The organism is Streptomyces sp. NPDC051310 (assembly GCF_044455245.1).
GTDB lineage: Bacteria > Actinomycetota > Actinomycetes > Streptomycetales > Streptomycetaceae > Streptomyces.
In genome coordinates this window covers 132,844-154,312 of sequence record NZ_JBITEO010000008.1, presented here as the reverse complement: position 1 = coordinate 154,312, position 21,469 = coordinate 132,844, and the positions used below count along the sequence as shown (strand labels likewise).

The following is a 21,469-nucleotide window of genomic DNA, read 5'->3' as shown; positions in this document are numbered from 1 at the left end:
TTGTCGCCGGGGTGCGTATTCACGGCGGGCGGACTCAGCGTTCGGGCCGCGGCTTCGGCGGGTTCGGGCAGTGCTCGGTACCCGGGGCGCAGAGCGGGCCCTGCGTCATTTTGATGTAGTTGCCCGGACCGGAGAGCGCCGCGGTGAGCAGCGCGTCCACATCCTCCGCCGCCCCGCAGCCGCTGAACTCGGGGAAGGTGCCGGTGGCCGTCAGCGGGCCGCCGCCGGCCACGGTGTACCCGTGCGGCCGCCCCTCGACGTCGGTGTGGCCGCGCCCGGTCATGACCAGGTCCATGGGGCGGGCGGTGCGGCACGCGGGGCCGACGTCGAGCGGTGTGCCGTTGACCTCGACGCCGTACAGCCGTATCCACACCTTGCCGGTCACCGTGGAGATCTCGGGCTGCCGGCCCTGCTCGTCGAGCTGATAACCGCGGGTGACGATCTCCAGCGGGCCGGCCGCCGTCAGCTCGACCGTCGCGGCTGTCGGCATGAACCCGAAGGTGAGGAAGGTCGAGGTGGCCGGCGGCAGCTGCGGCTTCCCGCCGTGGTCGAACCGGACGTCGCTGTACAGGGCGAAATAGGGTCCTTCGGGCGGGCTGCACTGCAGCAACTGGTACGCCTTCAGCATGTTGACGCGCAGCAGGCCGGGTTCCTGGAAGCGGACGGCGCCACCGAGTTTGTGCACATTCGAGTAACCGGCGAGATAGCCGTGCGCCCGCACGGGTTCGAGCGGGAACGGAGGATTCTCGACGCACTCGTCCTTCTCCCCCCTCTTCTCCTTCTTCCCTTTCTCCGACTGCTCCGACTGCTCCGGCTGCTCCGTCCTCCCCTCCGCGTCACCGGGGCCGCCTCCGGGATGCGCCTCGTCCGCGGCGCCGCCCGGCCCGTCCTGGCCCTTCCCGGGGTCCTGCCCCTCGTCCGGGTCACCGACCACCGGAGGCGTGGGGCTTCCGCCGGATCCGGTACCGGGGACGACGGAGACCCGGGCGAACGCGGTGTCCTGTCCTGCCTCGGGAGTGCAGGTGACGGCCAGGTTCGGCGGGGTGGTGGGTCTGCCGTCCGCAGTACGCGCCAGCAGGTCCAGGACCACGGCCCCTGCCGAGAGGACGAGTTCACCGGCGGAGCGGGCGGTGACCGCGGGGACGGTGCCGCGCGCCTCGATCGTGTGGGCGCCCCCGGCGGGGAGGGCCGTCTCGGGGGCTGTGAGCTGCGACCACGGGACCTCGGCGGATGCGCCGTTCTGGGTGGCCAGCGCGGTGAGGCGGACGACGCCCTCCGTCCTGGCCGCGCCGAGCGCCGCGAGATCGGCGACCGCGTCCTGCGGCAGCCGTACGCCGACGACCACCGACTCCGTCCGGACGGGCCGCCCGGCGGGGACCTGGCGCGGGAGGAGCGCCGCTACCCGCACCGTCGCCTTCCGCTCGGTGCCGCCGCCCGGGAGGAGGCAGCGGTAGGCGAACTCGCGGTCGACGGGCTGCTCGCCGTCGTCCACCGCGTTGCTCGTACCGGGCAGGAGCCCGGCCGCCAGTACGGTGACGGCGACCGCCGCCGTAAGGCGCACACCCCGTCCGCCGTGCCGTGTCCTCGCCATGCCGCCGCCCCCTGCCTCGTGGTTCCGTCGTCCCGTCGTCGCTCGCCGTACCGTCGTCGGTGTCGCGGCCGTCCCGTCCCCGTGGCCGTCCCGGAGCCGCACGGCCGTACGCCGACGCGCCCTGTCCCGGCGGGCCCTGTGCCGGCGCACCCCTGCCCTGGCGCGCCGTGCGGTGGCACCGCGCCCGGCCGCGGACGGCGGTTCCGTCGCGCGCCCGGGAGCGGCCGGCCGGTCGGCCCGGTTACGGGCTGGTGACCGTGATGATGGGTGTCACCTTGTACTTGGCGGTGAACGTCGCCACGTTGCCGTTGTTCAGCAGACCGGCGCAGGATCCGGACACCTCGGAGATCGTGAGGGCCGGGGTCGCGTCGTTCAGGATCTCCAGGACACCCGTGGCGTTGGTGTACGAGCCGGTGTTGGCCGAGCCCTTGATCCTGGCGGTGCAGGTACCGACGAGGCTGGTGCCGGTGAGCTTCACGTCGATGCCGGTGATGGTGCCCTTGGTCACCCCGGCGCTGTACGTCGTGCCGTTGAGGGTCATGGGGGCGTTGCTGACGGCGACCCACGTGGAGCCGAGGGGGCCGCTGCACTTGGCCGTCGAGCTGCCGAAGTTGGCCGTCTGGATGGTGGCCAGGCCGTCGCCGCTGGCGCGGACGCCGTCGACCGCCGAACCGGTGGCCGAGATGGTCCGGCAGGTGACCTGGGCGCCGGTGCTCTTGTTGGTCAGCACGGCGGTGGTCCCGGTGACGTTCACGGCGGTGAACTTGTCGTCGGCGGCGGGGTTGGTGACGGTCCAGGTGGCCTGCGCCGCCGCCGATGCGTTCGTGGCGGTGACTCCGGCCGCTCCGAGTAACGCGGCAGCGGCAATGGCGGAAAGTTTGGTAATGCGTCGCACGGGCTGTTCCCTCCCAGGGGGGTCGGGCGTACCTGATTGACGGCTCCCCGTCCCCCGTGCGGCTCACGGAGGGAACGAAAAGCCGTAGCGGCTCGTTCGGAACGCGGTGCCGAATTCGCTTCGGCAGCCAGGTAGAAGCACCTTGCGCCAGTGACGCTACGAGCGGGTAACCGGCCGCGCAATACTCGCCCGACGGATTTCCGCAGCGGGCTTACTCGCCGGTATTTTCTTGTCTCCGTCGCAGCAGATCGTCTGCGGTTCTTGTGCGGAAGTGAGCACTCCTCCCCCGGCCCCGACCGCCCCCGGCGACCGTGTCCGGCCACCATCGCGCTTCGGCCAATTCCCTTCCCGGGCCCGCTGCCTGCTGTCCTGACTACTGCGCGACCCGAGCCCCCTGGACTATGTTCGGCCTCCACGAAGTGCTCACACCCTGTCGGTCCGCGGGAGCGCTCTCACCCCCACGCGCTCCGCCCCCAACCGGAGATCCGGAGAACGAGGGGACAAGCCGCATGCCCAGAACCACCCAGCCGTCGGACGCCGCAGAGCCGCTGGGACAGCTCCCCCAGGAGTTCGCCGCCGTCATCCGCCCGGAACTGCCGAGCCTCGTCAAGGAGATCGGCAGCGAGGTCTGCCGTGCCTACCCCGAGTACGCACGACTGCTCAACGGCCCCTACCGGCAGGCACTGCAGTGGTGCGTCGAGCAGAACATCGCTGCCTTCGCGGAACGGGTGGCCTCCCCCTCCGCACCCACGACCCTGCGTGACGAGGTGTGCCGGCGGTTCGGCCGGTTCGAGGCGTACGAGGGGCGGAGCCTGGACAGCCTGCAGGGCGCCTACCGCCTCGGCGCCCGGGTGGCGCTGCGGCGCGCCAAGAAGGTGGGCCGCCGGTACAACTTCTCCCCCACGCTGATGCTCAGTTTCGCCGACGCCCTCTTCGCGTACGTGGACGAGCTGGAGGCGCTGTCACGTGAGGGCTACCTGGAGGTGCGGGCGCAGGGTGACGCGCAGTCGGAGGTGTTGCGCAGACGGCTGCTGCACCTGATCCTGGCCGGGCCGCCGGGCGCGCACACGGCCGTCGCCGAGCTGTGCGAGCAGACGGGGTGGGCCCTGCCCGCGCACGTCACACCCGTGGCGCTCCGCTCCTCCGCCGGCGTACCGCCGTCCGCCCTGGACAACGATGTCCTCTTCGATCCCGGTGAGCCGCAGCCGCACCTGCTGGTGCCGGGGCCGGTGGACGAGGCGCGCAGACGCATGCTGGAGGCGCTTCCGGCGGTCCGCGCGGCGGTGGGCCTCACCGTGCCGACCGCTTCCGCCGCCGACTCCCTGCGCTGGGCGCGGCGCGTGCTGGAACTCATCGACGCGCAGGTCATCGCGGACCGGCCGCTGGCGTTCTGCGCCGACCACCTGGTCACGCTGTGGCTCCTCGCCGACCCGGCGCTCGTCGACCAGCTCGCCGAGCGTGAACTCGCACCCCTGGCCGCACTGACCCCGACCCGTCGTTCCCGGCTCGTCGACACGCTGCGGGTGTGGCTCGAAACGCGTGGCACGGCGGCCTTGATGGGGCGGCTGCTGGAGGTGCACCCGCAGACCGTGCGCTACCGGATGAGGAACCTGGAGCACCGGTTCGGCGGCCGGCTGACCGACCCCGAGGCCCGGTTCGCGCTGGAGGCCGTGCTGCGGGCGCTGCACCTGCGGGCCGGCCGCGACCGCGACACCGACTGAACATCCCTGTTTCCCGGCGGATGTGGCGACCCGACAGGGCCCGGGTGGCCTCCGCAGGCCGCCGTCCCGCCCGGCCGTGTGACACGGCACGCGTGCGCGACCCGTTGATTTTTCCCTACGCGCGAGTAAGTTGACTCCCCGGTAAGTCCGAGGTCCTGCACACTCCCCCACCCGCGATCCGCGCACAAGGAGCCGACCCATGGGCATACGCAGGGACGTCAGGAGGGCCCGCCGGCGCAGCGCTCCCGGCCGGCGCGTCCGTATCGGCATCGTCCGGGACGCGACCGGAACCGTCCGCGAGGCGCACGCCGAACCCCTCGCCCGTCCCGCCGACTCCGGCTCGATCGCCGACATCCCGTTCGTCAACGCGCGCGAGGCCCCCGACGCCGTCGTCCTCCGGCGCAAGGAGGGCACCGCCTGGCTGCCGGTCACCGCCGCCGCGTTCGCCGCCGAGGTCACCGCGGTCGCCAAGGGGCTCATCGCCGCGGGCGTGGAGCCCGGGGACCGCGTCGCCCTGATGTCCCGTACGCGCTACGAATGGGCCGTCGCCGACTTCGCCGTCTGGGCCGCGGGCGGCCGGACCGTCCCGGTGTACGCGACGTCCTCCGCCGAGCAGGTCGCCTGGATCCTGCGCGACGCGGGCGCCCGGCTCCTCATCGCCGAGACGGACGAGCACGCGGCCACGGCGGAGGCGGCCATGGCAGAGACGGCCACCGCTGAGGCGGCCACAGCTGAGGCGGCCACGGACACGGCGGAGACGGCCGCAGCCCGGACCGGCGACCCAGGTCCCGCCCGCGCTCCCTCCCCCGTGCGGATCCGGCGCATCGAGGCCGGCGCCCTGGCCGATCTCGCGGCCCTCGGGCGGGAGATACCGGACGAGGAGGTCACCAAGCGGCGCGCCGCCCTCACGCCCGACAGCATCGCCACCCTCTGCTACACCTCCGGGACCACCGGGAAACCCAAGGGCTGCGTGCTCACCCACGGCAACCTGCACGCCGAGGCGGCCAACACGGTCGAGCTGCTGCACCCCCTCTTCAAGGAGGTCACCGGCCAGACGGCGTCGACCCTGCTCTTCCTGCCGCTGGCGCACGTCCTCGGCCGGACGATCCAGATCGCCTGCCTCCTCGCCCGCATCGAGCTCGGCCACTGCCCGAGCATGAAACCGGACGAACTGCGCCCGGAGCTGCGGCGGTTCCGGCCGACGTTCGTCGTCGGCGTCCCGTACCTCTTCGAGAAGATCCACGACACCGGGCGCGCCACCGCGGAGAGGATCGGACGCGGCTCCGCATTCGAGCGCGCCGACCGCATCGGCGTCCGGTTCGCCGAGGCGCACCTCGCCCGGCTCCTCGGGACCGGCAAGGGTCCGGGCCCGGGCCTCCACGCCGCCCGGGCGCTGTACGACCTGCTGGTCTACCGCCGCGTGCGCAAGGAGCTCGGCGGCCGGCTGCGCTACGCCATCAGCGGCGGCTCCCGCTTGGACCGGCGGCTGAACCTGTTCTTCCACGCGGCCGGGATCCTCGTCCACGAGGGGTACGGGCTCACCGAGACCAGCGCCGCCGCCACCGTCACCCCGCCGCTCGCACCCCGCCCCGGCACGGTCGGGCAGCCGGTGCCGGGTACGTCGATCCGCATCGCGGACGACGGCGAGGTCCTGGTCAGGGGCGGCATCGTCTTCCGCTCGTACTGGAACGACCCCGTCGCGACGGACGAGGTGCTCCGTGACGGCTGGTTCACGACCGGGGACCTCGGCTCGCTCGACGAGGACGGGTACCTCACCATCACCGGCCGCAAGAAGGACATCCTCGTCACCTCCGGCGGCAAGAACGTCTCCCCGGCGGTGCTGGAGGACCGGCTGCGCAGCCGCCCGCCCGTCGGCCAGTGCATGGTGGTCGGGGACAACCGCTCGTACGTCGCCGCGCTGGTGACGCTGGAGCCCGACGCGCTCGCCCACTGGCTGGCGGTCCGGGGGCGCCCGGCGGACACCCCGCTCGCCGCACTGTGCCGGGACCCCGCCCTGATCGCCGACGTGCAGAAGGCCGTCGACCACGCCAACGAGGCCGTCTCGCGGGCGGAGTCGATCCGCAGGTTCTGTATCGTCCCGGGCGAGTTCACGGAGGAGAACGGCCTGCTGACGCCGTCCTTGAAGATCAAGCGGCACGCGGTCGCGGCCGCGTACGCCGACGAGATCGAGGCGCTGTACGCCTGAGCCGCCGGGAGCGCGAGGCGGCCGGCCGTCGGCACGTCAATCCGCCGCTGACGAAACGCCGCGACCCGCCACGGCAGCGGTGACACCGGGTCCGGGCGACGGCGGCTGCGGGCGGCACCCGCGGCGCACTTCGCCGGGCCGCCCCGCCACCGGCCCCCACGTGCGGGTACGGCCCGTCGCGCCGCGGACACCGCGCGTACCCGATCATGCGTCCGCGCGGCCGGTGCCGCCCGCGAGCGGCAAACGGTTGCAGCACAGATACAAACCCGCGGGGAATCCGGGATCCGCGTCCTGTTTACTCATGGAGGGAGCACAGCACCGGACGGCTGCCACAAGCAGCCCAGCAGTAGCAGCAAAGGACCTCACGTGACCGCGTCGCCCCTCGTCCCCGTCCCGATCCCCGACCGTGTCGCCGCCCTCATCGGGTCGTGCATGCCGATCGGCATCCTGCAGGCAGAGGTCGACGCCGAGTGCGCGGCGCGCGAGGTGCACCGCTTCCGCTTCCCGATGTGCCAGGAGGACCAGGCGGACCGCGAGCACGCGCTGGCGGTCCTGGCCCGGGCGAACAAGGTCCTGGGCGCCTACAACCCGGGGCTGCTGCTGCGCCCGGGCGGCGCGGGCACGCTGCGCCTCTAGCAGGTCTCGTCGGTCGGGCCGGATCAGTGAGTGCCGGGCGTCGCGAGCCCGGCAGGACACCGTCCAGGACCCCTGCCCGGCAGCCCGCGGACGGCTCACCGGTCCGGACCGCGCCCGCATGCGGCGGCGGTCCGCCGGTGTGAGGTGCAAGCGTGACGACGACCACGCAGCAGGCGCCCCCGGGTACGCCGGCCACGCCGCCGGTGCTCGACGCGCGGCAGCGCACCGTCGTCTTCTTCACGATCATGCTGGGTGTGCTGCCGGCCGCACTGGACCAGACGATCGTCGGGACCGCGCTGCCGACGATCGTCGCCGATCTCGGCGGCGCCGCGCACATGGCGTGGGTCGTCACGGCCTCCGTCCTCGGCACCGGCATCGGCCTGTGCATGCAGGTGCCGACGATCGCCGTGCAGAACACGGTGGAGTACGCCGACCTCGCACGGCCACGTCGGGCGTCACCTTCTTCCGCACGCTCGGCATGTCCTTCGGCACGGCCGTTTTCGGCACGATCCACGCCAACGCCCTGACGCCGATTTGGAGGCGGGCGTGCGGGCGGCGGCGGCCGCCCCCGGTGCCCCGGGCCCGGCGGTGCTGGCGCGTGCGGCGGAGGGGGCCGCCGGAGCTGCGGGCGGCGGCGGACGCGACCGCCGAGCGCCTGCCGACGGAGGGCCTGGCGGCGGCGCTCCCCGGGCGCTGACGGCGCGGCGCCGGGCGGCAGCCGTACACGCGCCCCAGGCAGCCGCGCGCGCCCTTCCCGCGGCCGGGGCCCGGCGGTCAGTCGGTGAAGGTGCCGTCCACGTACACCCAGGCGCCGTCCTCCTTCTCGAACCGGCTGCGCTCGTGCAGCGCGCCGGGCTCGCCGTCGTGCGTGTAGCGGGCGACGAAGGTCACGGTGCCGGTGGTGTGGAACAGCGTCCCGTCGGTGCTGCCGACGATCTCCAGACCGGTCCAGCGCATACCGGGGTCGAAGTCCACCGCGCCGGGCCGGGTGCGCGCGGCCCAGGTCCGCAGCAGGTACGGCTCGTCGCGCACGACGAAGGCGCTGTAGCGGGACCGCATGAGCGCCTCGGCGGTCGGGGCCGTGGCGGGGCCGGCGTGGAACCGCCCGCAGCACGCCTCGTAGGCGGCGCCCAGCCCGCACGGGCAGGGCGCGTCCGCCCGGACGGCGGGGGTGGCGCGCGTCACCGGTGCGGGGCGGGAGCGCGGGGTACGTCGGGTGGTACGTCGGGCCATACGCCCCATTCTGCCGCCGCGCGGCGGGCGGGGCACCGCCGGGCCGGGCCGTACCGGGAACCGCTCGACGAGCGCGGGGAGTTCACGAACGGATGGCGTCGCCGTGCGGAAGGAGGCCGATGTGTGCAGCACCACAGCGGAGCGTAGCGAGAACCCTACACCTTGACTGCGTACTGTCACACGTACCGGAAAGCAGACGAGACGATGAAGGAGAGCCATGCGCCCGTTCGCGTACACCTACGCGCGTCCGCAGGAGACCGCGGACGACGTCACGGAGCCTTACACGTACGACCCGGCCCGCCAGCTGAACGTGCTGCCTGACGGGCGTCCGGCCATCGCCGACCTCGCGCTCCTGGCGGCCGCGGGCACCACCACGTCCAAGGCCGGCTCCCAGACGCACTTCGACGACTGAGCGGCCCGCGGCACACCGATATGACCGTCCTCATCCTGACCAGCCCTCAGGACGTGACCGCCGACATGGTGGTGGACAAGCTGCACGCGCGGGGCGTCCCGCTCGTGCGGCTCGACCCCGCCGACCTGCCCGGGGAGGCGGACATGTCGGCCGAGTACGTACGCGGTGACTTCCACTGCTACCTGTCCACGCAGGGGCGTCTGGTCAGCTCCCGGGCCCTGCGCTCCATATGGATGCGCAGGCCCGGCGAGCCCGCCGCGCACGCGCCCGGGTCCTCGGCGTGGCTCGGCGCGGAGACGGACCAGGCGCTGTACGGAATGCTGTACTCCACGACGGCGCGCTGGATGAACCACCCGCGGCAGGCGGCACAGGCCCGGTACAAGCCGTGGCAGCTGCGCGTCGCCCACCACAGCGGCTTCGCGGTGCCGGCCACCGTGGTCACGACCTTTCCCCGGGTGGCCGAGGACTTCGCGGCGCGGCACGGACAGGTGGTGGTCAAGTCCCTCTCGGGGCCGCCGCGCACCCGGCCCCCGGTCGAGCTCCCCACCACGCTGCTGGCCCCCGGCACGGACTTCAGCGGGGTGGCGGCCGGCCCCACCCTGCTGCAGCAGTACGTCCCCAAGCGGGCCGACATCCGGCTGACCTGCGTCGGCCGGCGGCTCTTCGCGGCCCGGAAGACCGCCGCGGAGGGCCAGGTCGACGGGCGTTACGGCGACACCGGCCACTCCTGGGAGCCGGCCGGGGTGCCGGAGCGCATCGCCCGGGGCGTCCGGGACTACATGGACCTGGCGGAACTCGCCTACGCCGCGTTCGACTTCGCCGAGGACGAGGAGGGGGTGTGGTGGTTCCTGGAGTGCAACCAGGGTGGCCAGTTCGGCTTCGTCGAGGCGGAAACGGGCCAGCCGATCGCCGGGGCCGTCGCCGAGTGGCTGTCGCCCGGCGGGTGACGGAAGGGCGGGGCCCGTGACCGGGGAGCGACGGGGACGCGGGTCGCCGCCCGGCGGGTGGCGGGTGGCGGGTGGCGGGTGGCGGGAACGCGCGGCGCCGCCCGGCGGAAGGCGGAACGCGGCGCCGGCGCCCGGCGGATGGCGGCACCTCGCGGCCGGCGACCGGCGACCGGCGGGGGAACGGGAACCGGCCATTGTGCGCGGCCGGGGGCACGCGGTGGTTCCGGGGGTGGCGGGGCGGCCGTATGCTCCTGCGTCCGACGTGACCGTTACCGCGGGTAAGGGGTGGGCATGCACCGTACGGGTACGACGCGACGCAGCTTCGTGGCGGGCGCCGCCGCGGTCGCCGGGGCCGCCGGAGCGGGGTCGCTGGCCGCCTCCCCCGCCGCCGCGGCCGGCCGTGGGGGACGCGCCGGTGAGGCGCGCGCGGGCCGGTCCGTCGCCGTGCTCGGGGGCGGCGTCGCGGGGCTCACCGCCGCGCACGAACTCGCCGAGCGGGGCTTCGAGGTGACGGTGTACGAGCGCCGTGCCCTCGGCGGCAAGGCACGCAGTTTCGGCGTCCCCGGCAGCGCGCGGGGCGGGCGCAGACCGCTGCCCGCCGAGCACGGCTTCCGGTTCATCCCCGGCATCTACCACAACCTGCCGGACACGATGCGGCGCATCCCGTTCCCCGGAAACCCGCAGGGCGTCTTCGACAACCTCGTCGCCCCGCCCGAGATGATGTTCGCCCGCACCGGCCGCGAGGACCTGCGGATGCCGATCCCCTGGCCGGGCCACCGGCCGGCCCGGCTCACCCTCGACGAGATCGGCCGCGCCCTGACCGGCCTCGTCGAGACCGCCGCCGGGCTCCCGCCGCACGAGACGGCGTACTTCGTCAACCGCGCGCTCGTCTTCCTCACCAGCTGCGACGAGCGGCGCGACGAGGTGTGGGAGCACACACCGTGGTGGGACTTCACACGGGCCGCGCAGATGTCCGAGGCGTACCGGCGGATCCTCGCCATCGGCGTCACCCGCAACATCGTGGCCACCAAGGCCGAGGAGGCCAGCACCCGCACGGTCGGCACGCTCGGCGAGGCGTTCGTCTACAACGCGCTCGGCCGCGGCGCCGACGGCCCCCCGGACCGCATCCTCAACGCGCCCACCAACGAGGCGTGGATCGACCCGTGGGAGGCGCACCTGCGGTCCCTCGGCGTCGAGTTCCGCATCGGCTGGACGCTGCACGAGGTGCTGTACGGCGACGGCCGGGTCACCGGTGCGCTGGTGGAGGACCCGGGCGGGGTGCGCGCCACGGTCACGGCGGACCACTACGTCTGCGCGCTGCCGGTGGAGCACGCCCGCCGGACGTGGGGCGCGGCGCTGCGCGCGGCCGACCCCCGGCTGGCGCGGTGCGACAAGCTCCGGACCGACTGGATGACGGGCATCCAGTTCTACCTGACCGAGCGACCGCGGCTGGTCCACGGCCACCTCAACTGCATCGACTCGCCCTGGTCGCTGACCGCCATCGCGCAGGCGGGACACTGGCCGGACCGGGACTTCCCCGCCGACTACGGCGACGGCACGGCCGTGGACTGTCTGTCCGTCGACATCTCGGAGTGGGACAAGCCGGGGATCCTGTACGGCAGGACGGCCAAGCAGTGCACGCGCGAGCAGGTGGCCCGCGAGGTGTGGGCGCAACTCAAGGCGGCGCTCAACGACACGGGCCACCAGGCGCTCAAGGACAGCGCCCTGCACTCGTGGTACCTCGACCCGGGCGTGGACGGTCTCGGCACCCCCACCCCCACCAACGCCGACGAGCTGCTGATCCACCCGGTCGGCACCTTCCACCACCGGCCGTCCGCCGCCACCGCGATCCCGAACTTCTACCTCGCGGGCGACTACGTGTCCGTGGACATCGACCTGGCGACCATGGAGGGTGCCAACGCCGCGGCCCGCCAGGCGGTCAACGCCCTGCTCGACCGCACGGGCTCGGCGGCGCCCCGCTGCACGGTCCGGCCGCTGTTCCGCGCACCGGAGGTCGAGCTGCTCAGGCGCCATGACCGCACCCGCTACCGCCTCGGTCTGCGCAACGCCCTCGACCTGGGGTGATCCGAGTAGCGTGGCCGCCATGAAGCTGACGATTCTGGGCGGGGGCGGTTTCCGCGTGCCGCTGGTGTACGGGGCGCTCCTCGGTGACCGCGCGGAGGGGCGGGTCACGCACGTCACGCTGTACGACGTGGACGCCGGCCGGCTCGCGGCGATCGGCGGGGTGCTCGCCGAGCAGGCGGCGAAAGTGCCCGGCGCGCCCGTGGTGACCACCTGCACGGACCTGGACGAGGCGCTGCGCGGTGCCGCCTTCGTGTTCTCGGCGATCCGCGTCGGCGGCCTCGCGGGCCGGGCGGCCGACGAGCGGGTGGCGCTCGCGCAGGGCGTGCTGGGCCAGGAGACGGTCGGCGCGGGCGGTATCGCGTACGGACTGCGCACGGTGCCGGTGGCGACGGCGATCGCCCGCCGGGTCGCGGCGGTCGCGCCGGACGCGTGGGTCATCAACTTCACCAACCCGGCGGGGCTCGTGACCGAGGCCATGGCCCGGGTGCTGGGCGACCGGGTGATCGGCATCTGCGACTCGCCCGTCGGCCTGGGGCGGCGGGTGGCACGGCTGCTGGGCGCCGACCCGGACGAGGCGTGGTTCGACTACGTGGGGCTGAACCACCTGGGGTGGCTGCGCGGCGTGCGGGTGGCCGGGCGCGATCTGCTGCCCCGGCTGCTGGCGGACCCGGAGGCGCTGGGCTCCTTCGAGGAGGGCAGGCTGTTCGGTGCCGAGTGGCTGCGGTCGCTGGGCGCGATCCCGAACGAGTACCTGCACTACTACTACTTCAACCGGGAGGCCGTCGGGGCCTACCGGGACGCCGGGCGCACCCGGGGCGCGTACCTGCGCGACCAGCAGGCCGCGTTCTACGCCTCCCCCTCCCTGAAGGCCTGGCACGCCGCCCTCGCCGACCGCGAGGCCACCTACATGGCGGCCAACCGGGAGGCGGCGGGTGCCGGGGAGCGCGCCGCGGAGGACCTGGAGCCGGGCGGCTACGAGAAGGTCGCGCTGGCCCTGATGCGGGCCATCGCCCGTGGCGAGCGCACGACGCTGATCCTGAACGTCCGCAACCGGACGGCACTGCCGGTGCTCGACGCGGACGCGGTGGTCGAGGTGCCGTGCCTCGTCGACGCGCACGGCGCCCATCCGGTGGCGGTGGCGCCGCTCCCGGACCACGCCGTGGGTCTGGTGACGGCGGTGAAGGCGGTCGAGCGGGAGGTGCTGGCGGCGGCGGAGAGCGGGTCGCGGGCGGCGGCCGTGAAGGCGTTCGCCCTCCACCCGCTGGTCGACTCGGTGACGGTCGCCCGGCGGCTGCTCGACGCGTACGTGGCCGAGCATCCGGGGCTGGAGTACCTGGCGGGATCCTAGGGGAGTGGCGGACACGACCTGGGCACCGGGGCAGCAGGCCCAACACGGCTGTCTTTACCGGGCGTTGTGCACACCGTACGCTCCGGGCCCATGGTTGCTCATGGCACACGCCTTCGGAGGGCCGCCGCGCTGATCGGCGCGGCCTGCCTTCTCGCCACCGCACCGGTGGGCGCCGGTCCGGCCACCGCCGCAGGCCCCTCCCCCGTGTCCCCGGCCGACGCCGCCACGGTCGTCCCCGTGCAGACCACGGGGCCCGCGGAGAAACGGTTCAACCTCGTGCTGCTCGGCGACGGGTACACCGCCGAACAGCTGCCGGAGTTCCGGGCCGATGTCGACAAGCACCTCAATGTGCTGTGGAGCATCGAGCCGTTCGCGTCGTACCGCTCGTACATCAACGTGTGGGCGGTGGAGGTCGCCTCGCCCGAGTCGGGGGTCGACTGCGACCCGGGGCTGGACGCGCCGCGCCGGGACACCCCGCTCGGCATGGGCTTCTGGGGCGGCTGCGACGCCGGCAGTGTGCAGCGGCTGCTGACCGTCGACAGCGGCGCGGCGAACGCGCTCGCCGGCCTGGTACCGGGTGCGACGGCCGCCAACCGGCAGATCGTGGCCCTCGCCAACAGCGACACCTACGGCGGTGCGGGCGGCACGTACGCCACCGCGTCCGGCGGCAACGCCTTGTCCTCGCTCATCACCCCGCACGAGATCGGACACTCGCTGGGCGGCCTGCAGGACGAGTACGACTACTACGGGCGGGGCGTCCCCGGTGGTGCGCACGAGGGCGGTGAGCCGCCGTCCGCGCACCACACCGTGCTGACGGAACAGCAGATGAAGGACCGGCGGGCCAAGTGGTGGCGGTGGCTGGGTGAGGAGAGCGAGTCGGGCGGTGTCATCGGCCGCCACGAGGGCGGGCTGTACAGCACCAAGGGCGTGTGGCGCCCCAGCCGGCACTCGATCATGAAGTCGCTGGGGTACGCGTTCGACCAGGTGGGCCGGGAGGTGATGGTCCGGGCGATCGCGTCGAAGGTGAACCTGGTGCAGGGGCATACGCCCACCGGGGAGCCGGTCGGCGCCGACCGGACCGTGTGGGTCGACACGCTGCATCCGCTCGGCGGTGAACTGGACGTCGTGTGGCGGCTGGACGGCCGCCCGGTGCGCTCGGCGGCCGGTGCCCGCTCCGTCGACCTGCGGCGGCTGGACGTGCCGCGCGGCCGGCACACGCTGACGGCGACGGTGACGGACCCGACGCCGTTCGTGCGTGACCCGGCGGTGCGCGGCTCGGCCGCCCTGACCCGTACGGTTTCCTGGACGGTCGACACGTCCGTGGTCACCCGGCCCGGGGCCGTCGTGGCACCGCGGTTCACCGGTCACACGGACACGGGCACGCCCGTCGGTGCCTGGTCGGTGGTGCACGCCGACACCACGCACCCGGTCGACCGGACGCTCGCGGTCCGGTGGTGGGTCGACGGCCGGCCGGTGGCGAACCCGGGCAACGACCGGGACCTGGACCTGTCGTCGCTGCGGCTGCGGCCCGGCACGCACACGCTGACCGCCCGGATCGCGGGTGCGTCCGGCCCCGGGAGCGAGCTGCGCTGGACCGTCGACGCGACGCCGGCCACGGCCGCGTACACGCTGTCGGAACCGCTGCGCACGGTGCACCGGCCGGGGCGGCCCGTGGAGTACGTGTACGACGGGCCGTTCACGATGCGGCTGACCACGCGGGACGACCAGGACGGGTACGTGGTCAGCCAGTTCCGGGTGGACGGCGACGGCTGGTACACGTACTACGGCTGGCCGACGGACGCCGACGCGCCCTTCCGGTTCACCCCGGGCGGGACCGAGATCGACGGACTGGTGTACGGCAAGCTGGGGCGGGCGCGCGTGGTGCCGTGGGACGACGCCACGCCGGAGTACGGCACGCACACCGTGGAGTACCGCACGATCGACGCGGCCGGGAACACCGGCACGGCGAAGAGGTTCCTCGTCACGCTGGTGCCCCCGGCCGGCTCGTAGGCGAGCGGGAGCTGTTGGTCAGGGCTTGAGGGCCACGCCCGCGTACCCGGGAATGGGGTCGTCGCCGGCGACCGGGACCGGCTCGCCGAGCTCCGGATGCCAGTCGGCGGTGAGCGTGACTCCGGGCTCGGCGAGCTCCAGGCCCTCGAAGAAGCGGGCGAACTCCGCACGGGTGCGCGGCCGCAGGGTGAGGCCGCGCGCCCGGTACATGGCGCGCGCCTTGGCCGCTCCCTCGGGGTCGAAGTCCCCCGTGACGTGGGACAGGACGAGGTAGCTGCCGGAGGGAAGCTGCTCGACGAGCCGGTGCACCAGCTCGTACGCGCCGTCCTCGTCGTCCACGAAGTGGAGCAGCGCCAGCATCGACAGGGCGATGGGCCGGGCGAAGTCCAGCACCTTGCCGGCCCGTTCGAGGATGGCCTCGGGCTCGCGCGCGTCGGCCTGGATGTACTCGGTGGCGCCCTCGGGGGTGGAGCGCAGCAGCGCCTCGGCGTGCGCCAGGACGATGGGGTCGTTGTCGCAGTACACGATCCGCGACTCGGGGGCGACCTGCTGGGCGATCTGGTGGAGGTTCGGCTCGGTCGGGATGCCGGTGCCGATGTCCAGGTACTGGCGGACGCCCCGTTGGCCGAGCCAGCGGGTGGCGCGGTGCATGTAGGCGCGGTTGACGCGGGCCATGTCCCGCCCGCGGGCGTCGACGGTGAGGAGCTGCTTGGCCATCTCCTCGTCGACCGGGTAGTTGTCCTTGCCGCCGAGGAACCAGTCGTACATGCGGGCCGGATGCGGCTTGCTGGTGTCGATCCGCACGGCGGGCCGTTCGGCTGCGGGTTCTTGCCCGGTCATGTGTCGCTCCAGTGGTCGGCTGGTGGCTGGTCGTCCGGGTGAGGGACGGAAGGGGGATGGGAGAGGGACGGAGGGGCGCTGGACGGGTCAGGTGAGCAGGAAGTCGGCCTGTCCGGCCTTCGCCCCCTGGATGAACGCGGCGATCTCGCCGTGGGTGTAGATCAGGGCGGGGCCGTCCGGGTCGGCGGACTGGCGGACCGCGACCCTGCCGTCGGCCAGCTTCATGGCCTCGATGCAGTTGCCGCCGTTCCCGCCGCTCCACGGCTTGTGCCACCCCTCGGCCCCGAGCTCGGCGGCGGGCATGCCGTTGTATATGCGATCCATTCACAGCTCCTTGCGGACATCCTTGAGGATCTCCTTCGTACGTTGTGCGGTGGCGGCCTGCGCCGCCATGCGGTCCATGACCTCCAGGTGCGAGGCCACCTCGGTGCGCGCGTCGAGGTAGACCGCGCCGGTCAAGTACTCGCTGTAGACCATGTCCGGGAGTTCGGGCACGGCGAATCGGAAGAGGACGAACGGGCCGTACGTCCCGGGGTGGTGCCCGGTCGCGAACTCGGCGATCTGGAGGGTGACGTTGGGCAGCGCGGTGGCTTCGAGGAGGCGGTCGATCTGCGCCCGCATGACGGCGGGGCTGCCTCCGACGGGCCTGCGCAGCACCGTCTCATCCATGATCACCCAGAATTTCGGCGCGTCCTGCCGGGTCAGCAGGGACTGCCGGGCCATGCGCAGCGCGACGTGCCGTTCGATGTCGTCGGGTCTCACCTGGCCGACGGCGCCGCCGCGCAGGATCGCCCGGGCGTAGTCCTCGGTCTGGAGCAGACCGGGGACGAACTGCGGTTCGTACGCCCGGATGACGGAGGCCGCGCCCTCCAGGCTGACGTACATGCTGAACCAGCCGGGCAGGACGTCGTGGAACCGCTGCCACCACCCGGGCCGGTTGGCCTCCTCCGCCAGCCGTACGAAGCCGTCGGCCTCATCGGCGGGAACTCCGTACTCCTGCAGCAGGAGCCGGACGTAGGGGATCTTCAGTGCGACCTCGGCGGTCTCCATCCTGCGGATCGTGGCCGGGGCCACGTGGAGCACCTTGGCGGCCTCCTCCCGCTTGAGGCCCGCCCGCTCCCGCAGCTCCTGCAGGCGCTTGCCGAGTACGACCTGTCCCACCGTGGGGGCGGACCGCGGCTCGCTCACTTCAGACCTCCCGCGCACTGTTTTCGACGAGTGTGCCATGGGAGGAGCAGAGAGGACACCGCACTCTGCAAATTTCAGAGTGCCACTTGCCAAGTGTGGGTGTCGGGAGGAAAGTATTCCGGTGAACCAGTTCACGCGGCACCGCGCCCTGCCCTGGGAGAGGCGGTGTGCGGCACCGCTCCCCCACGTTAGGAATCGGTCGTGGTCCCTGGTAATGCGCTGACGCCTCAGATCACGGCCCCGCGACCGGAATCCGCAGGACCCACGATCCCCGCGCAGCGGATCGCCGGGCCACTGGCCTGCGCGGCACAGACCGCCGACCTCCGCCGCTTCGCCTTCGAACTGCCCGCCCGCGCCGAGTCGGTGGCCCGCGCCAGACATCTCGTCAGGGACCGGCTGGCGGTGTGGCGCATCGAGGGGGACGTGACCGACTCGGCCGCGCTCGTCGTCTCCGAGCTCTTCACCAACGCCGTGGTGCACACGGCGAGCGGCCGGGTCGTCTGCGAACTGCGCGACGTGGGCGGGCGGTTGCGCATAGCGGTGCAGGACGAGGGCTGCCCGGCGGCCGAACCGCGGCTGCGGCGCGTCGACGCCGAGGAGCGGGGGCGGGGACTGCTCCTCGTCGACGCGATGTGCGGCGCGTGGGGAGCGCACGACGCGCGGCACGGCGCCGGGTGGATCGTCTGGGCGGAGCTGGCTCTCGATGCGGGAGCCGCGCACACACCGGAACCGGCGGGCTTCGGCACGGGGGCGGGCCTGCCGGAGGTGGCGGGCTCCGGCGACCCGGGGAGCTCCCCGGGTGTGGCGGAACCATGCTGAGGTCGATGGCCACGCTGCTGGCCGCGCGGGGCCGGCAGGGCCGGCCGGACACCGACCGCGGCGAGGTGCAGTTGACGCTGCCGCCCGCCCTGCCCGCCACGCTGGGCTGCGACGCCGTGGGGGTGCCGGCGCGGCACGGATTCCGGCTCATGTCGCGGCTGCCCGGCAACGGCTGCGTCTTCGCCGACTCCGAATGGTGGTGGTGGATCGTACCGGCCGGCTCGGACACCGAGCTGCGCTGGCCGCTGCCCGCCTGTTACGCCACGGACGCCTACGTGCCGGACCGGCGCCCCCGCCTGATCCACCGGCCGGACTCCACCTCGCCCTACACGCCGCCCATCCCGCTGTACTTGATGGTGTGCCAGCTCACCGGTGTCGCCCCGGCGTGGACGGGGCCGGGGGTCGAGTCCCGGCTCTGAACCCTCCGGCGGAGCGCGCATCCGCTCGTTCCCGCCGGTCAGTGGCCTTGTCAGTGGTGCTCGTTACGGTCGTACGAGTGATCAATCGCGAGTGGGGACGGGGAGGGCGGTCCTGTGCGCCGTGAGGAGCTGGAGGTCCTGGTGGCCCGGGAGTCCGAGAAGTCGTTCGTCCTCCCGGAAGCGTGGCGGCGTGCGGTGCATCCCCGGCGGGGCGGGGTGCGGCGGCCGCCGGGCAAGGCCGACAAGGCCGCAGTGGCGCAGCTGGAGGCGCGGCTCGCCCGGGACAAGGACTGGATCGAGGAGTTCCTCGCGGCCCCGGGGAGCGACGCACGGCTGGTGGCGGCGGCGCGGGCCCACCTCGACGGCAGCGCGCCCTCACCGCTCGGTGCCGCCGCCGTGGCCGCCATGACCCCCGCGCCGCCCGCGACCACCGCGGCCTGGGCCGACGTCTGGGGCGCGGCGCACGGGCTGCCGTTCGCCGCGCGTGCGGTGGTGGAGCTGTTCGGCATCGAGGCGCGGTACCTCCAGTGCGGCGGCAGCCGGTCCGATCCGGCGATCACCGTGCTGGGTTCCGCGCCCGTGCCCTACCTCACCGAGCAGCGCCGCCCGCCGGCCGACCGGGTCCGGGCGCTCCTGGCCGCGGCCGGCGACGAGACGTACCGGGCCGCGGTGGAGGCGCTGGCCGATGCCCGGGAGGATGAGCGGCGGCGGATCGTCGTGGCGTACCTGGTGCCGACGGAGACCGGCTGGGTCGACGAGTGCTGCGGCGAGCCCGGTGCGCTCGCCGGCCGGGACTCGTTCCTGCGGTCCATGCTGCTGTGCTCGCTGAGCGTGCCGGAGCAGTTCCTGCGGCTCGGCGGGACCGCGGGCATCGCCTGGCCGCCGTCGACGATCGCGACCGTGGCGGAGGGGCTCGGCCCGGCCGCCGCGCCGCTCCTCGCGGAGGTCCTCGACCGTCCGCACGCCTCCGCGGCGCACCGCAGGGCCGCGGCGGCGGCCCTGGCCGAGCTGCCGGGCGACGCGGCGTTCCGGGCGCTGCTGTCCCGTCCCGGCGACAAGCATGTGCGGCCCTCGCTGCTGAAGGCGATGACCCGCCGGCCGGTGTGCGGGCTGCGCGTACTGGCCGCGTGCGCGTACGAAGGCGGCCGGGACGCCGAGGCGGCGCGGCAGCTCCTGGCCGGGCACATCGCCGCCCACCCGGAGCTCGTGACCGCCGCGCTGCCCCTGCTCGACGAGCCGGCCGCGGCGGTGGTCCGGTCGCTGCTGCGCCGTCCCGGCCGCGTCCCCGCCGCACCGGCCGGGGAACTGCCCGCGCTGCTGACCACTCCCCCGTGGCAGGACCGCGCCGCCGCGCAGCCCGGCGCGCGGGTGGTGCCGGGGCTGCGGGTGCCGGCCGCACCGGCGGCGCAGTGGCTGCCGGGCGAGCGGGAGGCCTGGGCGGCCACCCGGTCGCCGTACCTCCGCCACCATGCCGCGGACGGCCACGACATGGACGTGGACATGGAGGCGCTGCGCCGCTACGGCCTGGAGGACCTGTCGTCGGCGCAGTTGTTCCTGCGGGGCCCGGTGGAGCTGCTGCGCCCCCTGCTCGCCGCGTGGGCTCCGGACGACTACTGGGAGGGCGAGAAGACCCTGCGGCCGGTCGCCGCGCGGTACGGGACGGACGCGCTCCCGGTACTGACGCGCGCCGCCGTGCGCCACCCGGCCACGATGGCCGGACTGCTGCTGCCGTTCCGGGACGCCGGAACCGCCCGGCTGATGGCCGACCGGGCGGTGCGGCTGAGGACGGCGGGCGGCCCGGCGCGCGCGTGGTTCGCCCGGCACGGCGTGGCCGCCGTTCCGCTGCTCGTACCGGACGCCGTCGGCGTGCCGGGCCCCGCACGGCGCCTCGCCGAGCACGCGCTGCGGCTCGTCGCCGCCGCGCACGGGGACGAGGCGGTACGGGACGCGGCCGCCGACGCGTACGGCGAGGAGGCCGCGGAGGTGGTCGCCGCCGCGCTCGGCGCCGATCCGCTGCTGACCGCCCTGCCCGAGCGGATGCCCGGACTGCCCGAGTGGGCCGACCCCGCGGTGCTCCCGCAGGTCCTGCTGCGCGCGGGCGGTCAAGCCCTGCCCGCCGGGTCGGTGCGGCACGCGCTGACCATGCTGGCGATCAGCAGGCCCGGCGGCGTGTACCCGGGGGTGCCGGTGCTGCTGGACCTGTGCGACCCCGGTTCGCTGGCGGAGTTCGGCTGGGCGCTGTTCGAGCGGTGGCGGTCGGCGGGGATGCCCGCCAGGGAGAGCTGGGCACTGCACGCCCTCGGACTGCTCGGTGACGACGGGACGGTACGGCGGCTCGCCCCGGTGCTGCGGTCCTGGCCCGGTGAGGGCGCGCACCACCGGGCGGTGGAGGGGCTGGACGTGCTGGCCGCGATCGGCACCGGCGAGGCGCTGGCGCAGCTGCACGGCATCGCGCAGCGCGTGCGGTTCAAGGCGCTGAAGGCGCGGGCGCAGGAGAGGGTCACCGAGGTGGCGCGGCGGCTCGGACTGACCGCCGAGCAGCTCGGCGACCGCCTCGTACCGGACCTGGGCCTCGACGCGGCCGGCAGCACGGTCGTCGACTAGGCACGCGGCGCTTCACGGTCGGCTTCGACGAGCTGCGGCCGTAAGTGCTCGACGGGAGCGGCGGCGGCTCAACGGTCGCGCTCTCGGAGGCGCCGGCCGGCCTGACGGCCCGCGCGGAAGGCCCCGCCCGGCGACCCGACGGGCCCGCGCGGAAGGCCCCGCCCGGTGAGCTGACGGCGCTCACGGAAGGCGCCCGGCCCGGCAACCTGACGGCCCCAGCGGAAGGTCGGGCCCGGTGAGCTGACGGCCCCCGCGGAAGGCCCCGCCCGGTGAGCTGACAGGATCGGGGGTTCCGCACGCCAGCGGCCCGCCCTGGGAGCCGGGCCGCGGCGTCTCGTCGCGCGGGCGGCGGGGGCCTCGGGAGGGGGGGCCCTCAGCCCTTGCGGGGAGGACAAGGGTTTCCCCCATATCGGGTTCATCTCCGGTTTCCCTACTGTCTGCCGCACCGGCGGTTCTCATCCTCTGACTCTTCGCTGTCAGGTGCACGTAACCCCCGAGCGCCACCGGTGACGGCC

General features: G+C 74.1%; 16 protein-coding genes and 3 pseudogenes. 13 read left to right on the top strand and 6 right to left on the bottom strand.

Translation table 11 applies throughout. The annotated features are described in order from the left end of the window. Nucleotides 1-34 precede the first annotated feature (34 nt). Nucleotides 35-1,591, bottom strand: coding sequence for a DUF6801 domain-containing protein (locus tag ACIA79_RS14310; RefSeq protein WP_399428524.1), 1,557 nt, complete (start codon nt 1,589-1,591; stop codon nt 35-37). 241 nt (nt 1,592-1,832) lie between these two features. After that, the gene (locus ACIA79_RS14305) at nt 1,833-2,486 is read right to left on the bottom strand and encodes a hypothetical protein (RefSeq protein WP_399428523.1); all 654 of its coding nucleotides are present in this window, start codon (nt 2,484-2,486) and stop codon (nt 1,833-1,835) included. 509 nt (nt 2,487-2,995) lie between these two features. On the opposite strand from ACIA79_RS14305, the gene ACIA79_RS14300 reads away from it, so the two are divergent. The 5 genes and pseudogenes from ACIA79_RS14300 to ACIA79_RS14280 form a co-directional block, all read left to right on the top strand. Then, nucleotides 2,996-4,207 (top strand): helix-turn-helix domain-containing protein, encoded by a 1,212-nt coding sequence (locus ACIA79_RS14300; protein ID WP_399428522.1) that lies wholly within the window; start codon nt 2,996-2,998, stop codon nt 4,205-4,207. Between the two features lie 199 nt (nt 4,208-4,406). Next, complete coding sequence (locus tag ACIA79_RS14295) at nt 4,407-6,413, top strand: AMP-dependent synthetase/ligase (protein ID WP_399428521.1); 2,007 nt, start codon at nt 4,407-4,409, stop codon at nt 6,411-6,413. Between the two features lie 366 nt (nt 6,414-6,779). Next, the gene (locus ACIA79_RS14290) at nt 6,780-7,049 is read left to right on the top strand and encodes a hypothetical protein (protein WP_031074232.1); all 270 of its coding nucleotides are present in this window, start codon (nt 6,780-6,782) and stop codon (nt 7,047-7,049) included. Nucleotides 7,050-7,201: 152 nt separating this feature from the next. Then, a pseudogene (locus ACIA79_RS14285) lies at nt 7,202-7,414 on the top strand (MFS transporter); the annotation flags it as partial. Continuing rightward, nucleotides 7,409-7,670: pseudogene (locus ACIA79_RS14280) on the top strand (MFS transporter); the annotation flags it as partial. The pseudogenes ACIA79_RS14285 and ACIA79_RS14280, both read left to right, overlap by 6 nt. 153 nt (nt 7,671-7,823) lie before the next feature. Here the strand turns inward: ACIA79_RS14280 and ACIA79_RS14275 are convergent. Beyond that, nucleotides 7,824-8,282 (bottom strand): YchJ family protein, encoded by a 459-nt coding sequence (locus tag ACIA79_RS14275; RefSeq protein WP_399428520.1) that lies wholly within the window; start codon nt 8,280-8,282, stop codon nt 7,824-7,826. Nucleotides 8,283-8,499: 217 nt separating this feature from the next. On the opposite strand from ACIA79_RS14275, the gene tgmA reads away from it, so the two are divergent. The 5 genes from tgmA to ACIA79_RS14250 all read left to right on the top strand — a co-directional run bounded on the left by tgmA (nt 8,500) and on the right by ACIA79_RS14250 (nt 15,084). After that, nucleotides 8,500-8,694 carry a putative ATP-grasp-modified RiPP gene (gene tgmA, locus ACIA79_RS14270; RefSeq protein WP_031074227.1) on the top strand — a complete coding sequence of 65 codons (195 nt, stop codon included), beginning with the start codon at nt 8,500-8,502 and terminating at the stop codon, nt 8,692-8,694. A 20-nt stretch (nt 8,695-8,714) separates the two neighbouring features. After that, nucleotides 8,715-9,641, top strand: coding sequence for an ATP-grasp ribosomal peptide maturase (tgmB, locus tag ACIA79_RS14265; RefSeq protein WP_399428519.1), 927 nt, complete (start codon nt 8,715-8,717; stop codon nt 9,639-9,641). Between the two features lie 291 nt (nt 9,642-9,932). Next, nucleotides 9,933-11,726 (top strand): FAD-dependent oxidoreductase, encoded by a 1,794-nt coding sequence (locus ACIA79_RS14260; RefSeq protein ID WP_399428518.1) that lies wholly within the window; start codon nt 9,933-9,935, stop codon nt 11,724-11,726. 19 nt (nt 11,727-11,745) lie between these two features. Further along, complete coding sequence (locus ACIA79_RS14255; protein ID WP_399428517.1) at nt 11,746-13,074, top strand: 6-phospho-beta-glucosidase; 1,329 nt, start codon at nt 11,746-11,748, stop codon at nt 13,072-13,074. 90 nt (nt 13,075-13,164) lie between these two features. Further along, on the top strand, nt 13,165-15,084 hold the full coding sequence (locus tag ACIA79_RS14250) for a M64 family metallopeptidase (RefSeq protein ID WP_399428515.1): 1,920 nt from the start codon (nt 13,165-13,167) through the stop codon (nt 15,082-15,084). Nucleotides 15,085-15,102: 18 nt separating this feature from the next. On the opposite strand, the gene ACIA79_RS14245 is transcribed toward ACIA79_RS14250, so the two are convergent. The 3 genes from ACIA79_RS14245 to ACIA79_RS14235 all read right to left on the bottom strand — a co-directional run bounded on the left by ACIA79_RS14245 (nt 15,103) and on the right by ACIA79_RS14235 (nt 17,112). Then, entirely contained in the window at nt 15,103-15,924 is an 822-nt protein-coding gene (locus ACIA79_RS14245; RefSeq protein ID WP_399428514.1) for an SAM-dependent methyltransferase, read from the bottom strand. Between the two features lie 87 nt (nt 15,925-16,011). Then, nucleotides 16,012-16,248, bottom strand: a complete 237-nt coding sequence (locus tag ACIA79_RS14240; RefSeq protein ID WP_031074217.1) for a DUF397 domain-containing protein — start codon at nt 16,246-16,248, stop codon at nt 16,012-16,014. Beyond that, nucleotides 16,249-17,112 (bottom strand): helix-turn-helix domain-containing protein, encoded by an 864-nt coding sequence (locus ACIA79_RS14235; RefSeq protein ID WP_399428513.1) that lies wholly within the window; start codon nt 17,110-17,112, stop codon nt 16,249-16,251. A 267-nt stretch (nt 17,113-17,379) separates the two neighbouring features. Between ACIA79_RS14235 and ACIA79_RS14230 the strand changes: the two are divergent. The 3 genes and pseudogenes from ACIA79_RS14230 to ACIA79_RS14220 form a co-directional block, all read left to right on the top strand. Then, nucleotides 17,380-17,814, top strand: a pseudogene (locus ACIA79_RS14230) (ATP-binding protein); the annotation flags it as partial. 122 nt (nt 17,815-17,936) lie between these two features. Then, complete coding sequence (locus ACIA79_RS14225) at nt 17,937-18,350, top strand: hypothetical protein (protein ID WP_399428512.1); 414 nt, start codon at nt 17,937-17,939, stop codon at nt 18,348-18,350. Nucleotides 18,351-18,464: 114 nt separating this feature from the next. Then, on the top strand, nt 18,465-20,954 hold the full coding sequence (locus tag ACIA79_RS14220) for a DUF4132 domain-containing protein (RefSeq protein WP_399428511.1): 2,490 nt from the start codon (nt 18,465-18,467) through the stop codon (nt 20,952-20,954). Nucleotides 20,955-21,469: the final 515 nt, after the last annotated feature.

Bases quoted from the DNA above. Each gene is read 5' to 3' on its own strand.
- ACIA79_RS14310 (WP_399428524.1), bottom strand. From the start codon at position 1,591: ATGGCGAGGACACGGCACGGCGGACGGGGTGTGCGCCTTACGGCGGCG.
- ACIA79_RS14300 (WP_399428522.1), top strand. From the start codon at position 2,996: ATGCCCAGAACCACCCAGCCGTCGGACGCCGCAGAGCCGCTGGGACAG.
- ACIA79_RS14295 (WP_399428521.1), top strand. From the start codon at position 4,407: ATGGGCATACGCAGGGACGTCAGGAGGGCCCGCCGGCGCAGCGCTCCC.
- ACIA79_RS14275 (WP_399428520.1), bottom strand. From the start codon at position 8,282: ATGGCCCGACGTACCACCCGACGTACCCCGCGCTCCCGCCCCGCACCG.
- tgmA (WP_031074227.1), top strand. From the start codon at position 8,500: ATGCGCCCGTTCGCGTACACCTACGCGCGTCCGCAGGAGACCGCGGAC.
- tgmB (WP_399428519.1), top strand. From the start codon at position 8,715: ATGACCGTCCTCATCCTGACCAGCCCTCAGGACGTGACCGCCGACATG.
- ACIA79_RS14260 (WP_399428518.1), top strand. From the start codon at position 9,933: ATGCACCGTACGGGTACGACGCGACGCAGCTTCGTGGCGGGCGCCGCC.
- ACIA79_RS14255 (WP_399428517.1), top strand. From the start codon at position 11,746: ATGAAGCTGACGATTCTGGGCGGGGGCGGTTTCCGCGTGCCGCTGGTG.
- ACIA79_RS14250 (WP_399428515.1), top strand. From the start codon at position 13,165: ATGGTTGCTCATGGCACACGCCTTCGGAGGGCCGCCGCGCTGATCGGC.
- ACIA79_RS14245 (WP_399428514.1), bottom strand. From the start codon at position 15,924: ATGACCGGGCAAGAACCCGCAGCCGAACGGCCCGCCGTGCGGATCGAC.
- ACIA79_RS14240 (WP_031074217.1), bottom strand. From the start codon at position 16,248: ATGGATCGCATATACAACGGCATGCCCGCCGCCGAGCTCGGGGCCGAG.
- ACIA79_RS14225 (WP_399428512.1), top strand. From the start codon at position 17,937: ATGGCCACGCTGCTGGCCGCGCGGGGCCGGCAGGGCCGGCCGGACACC.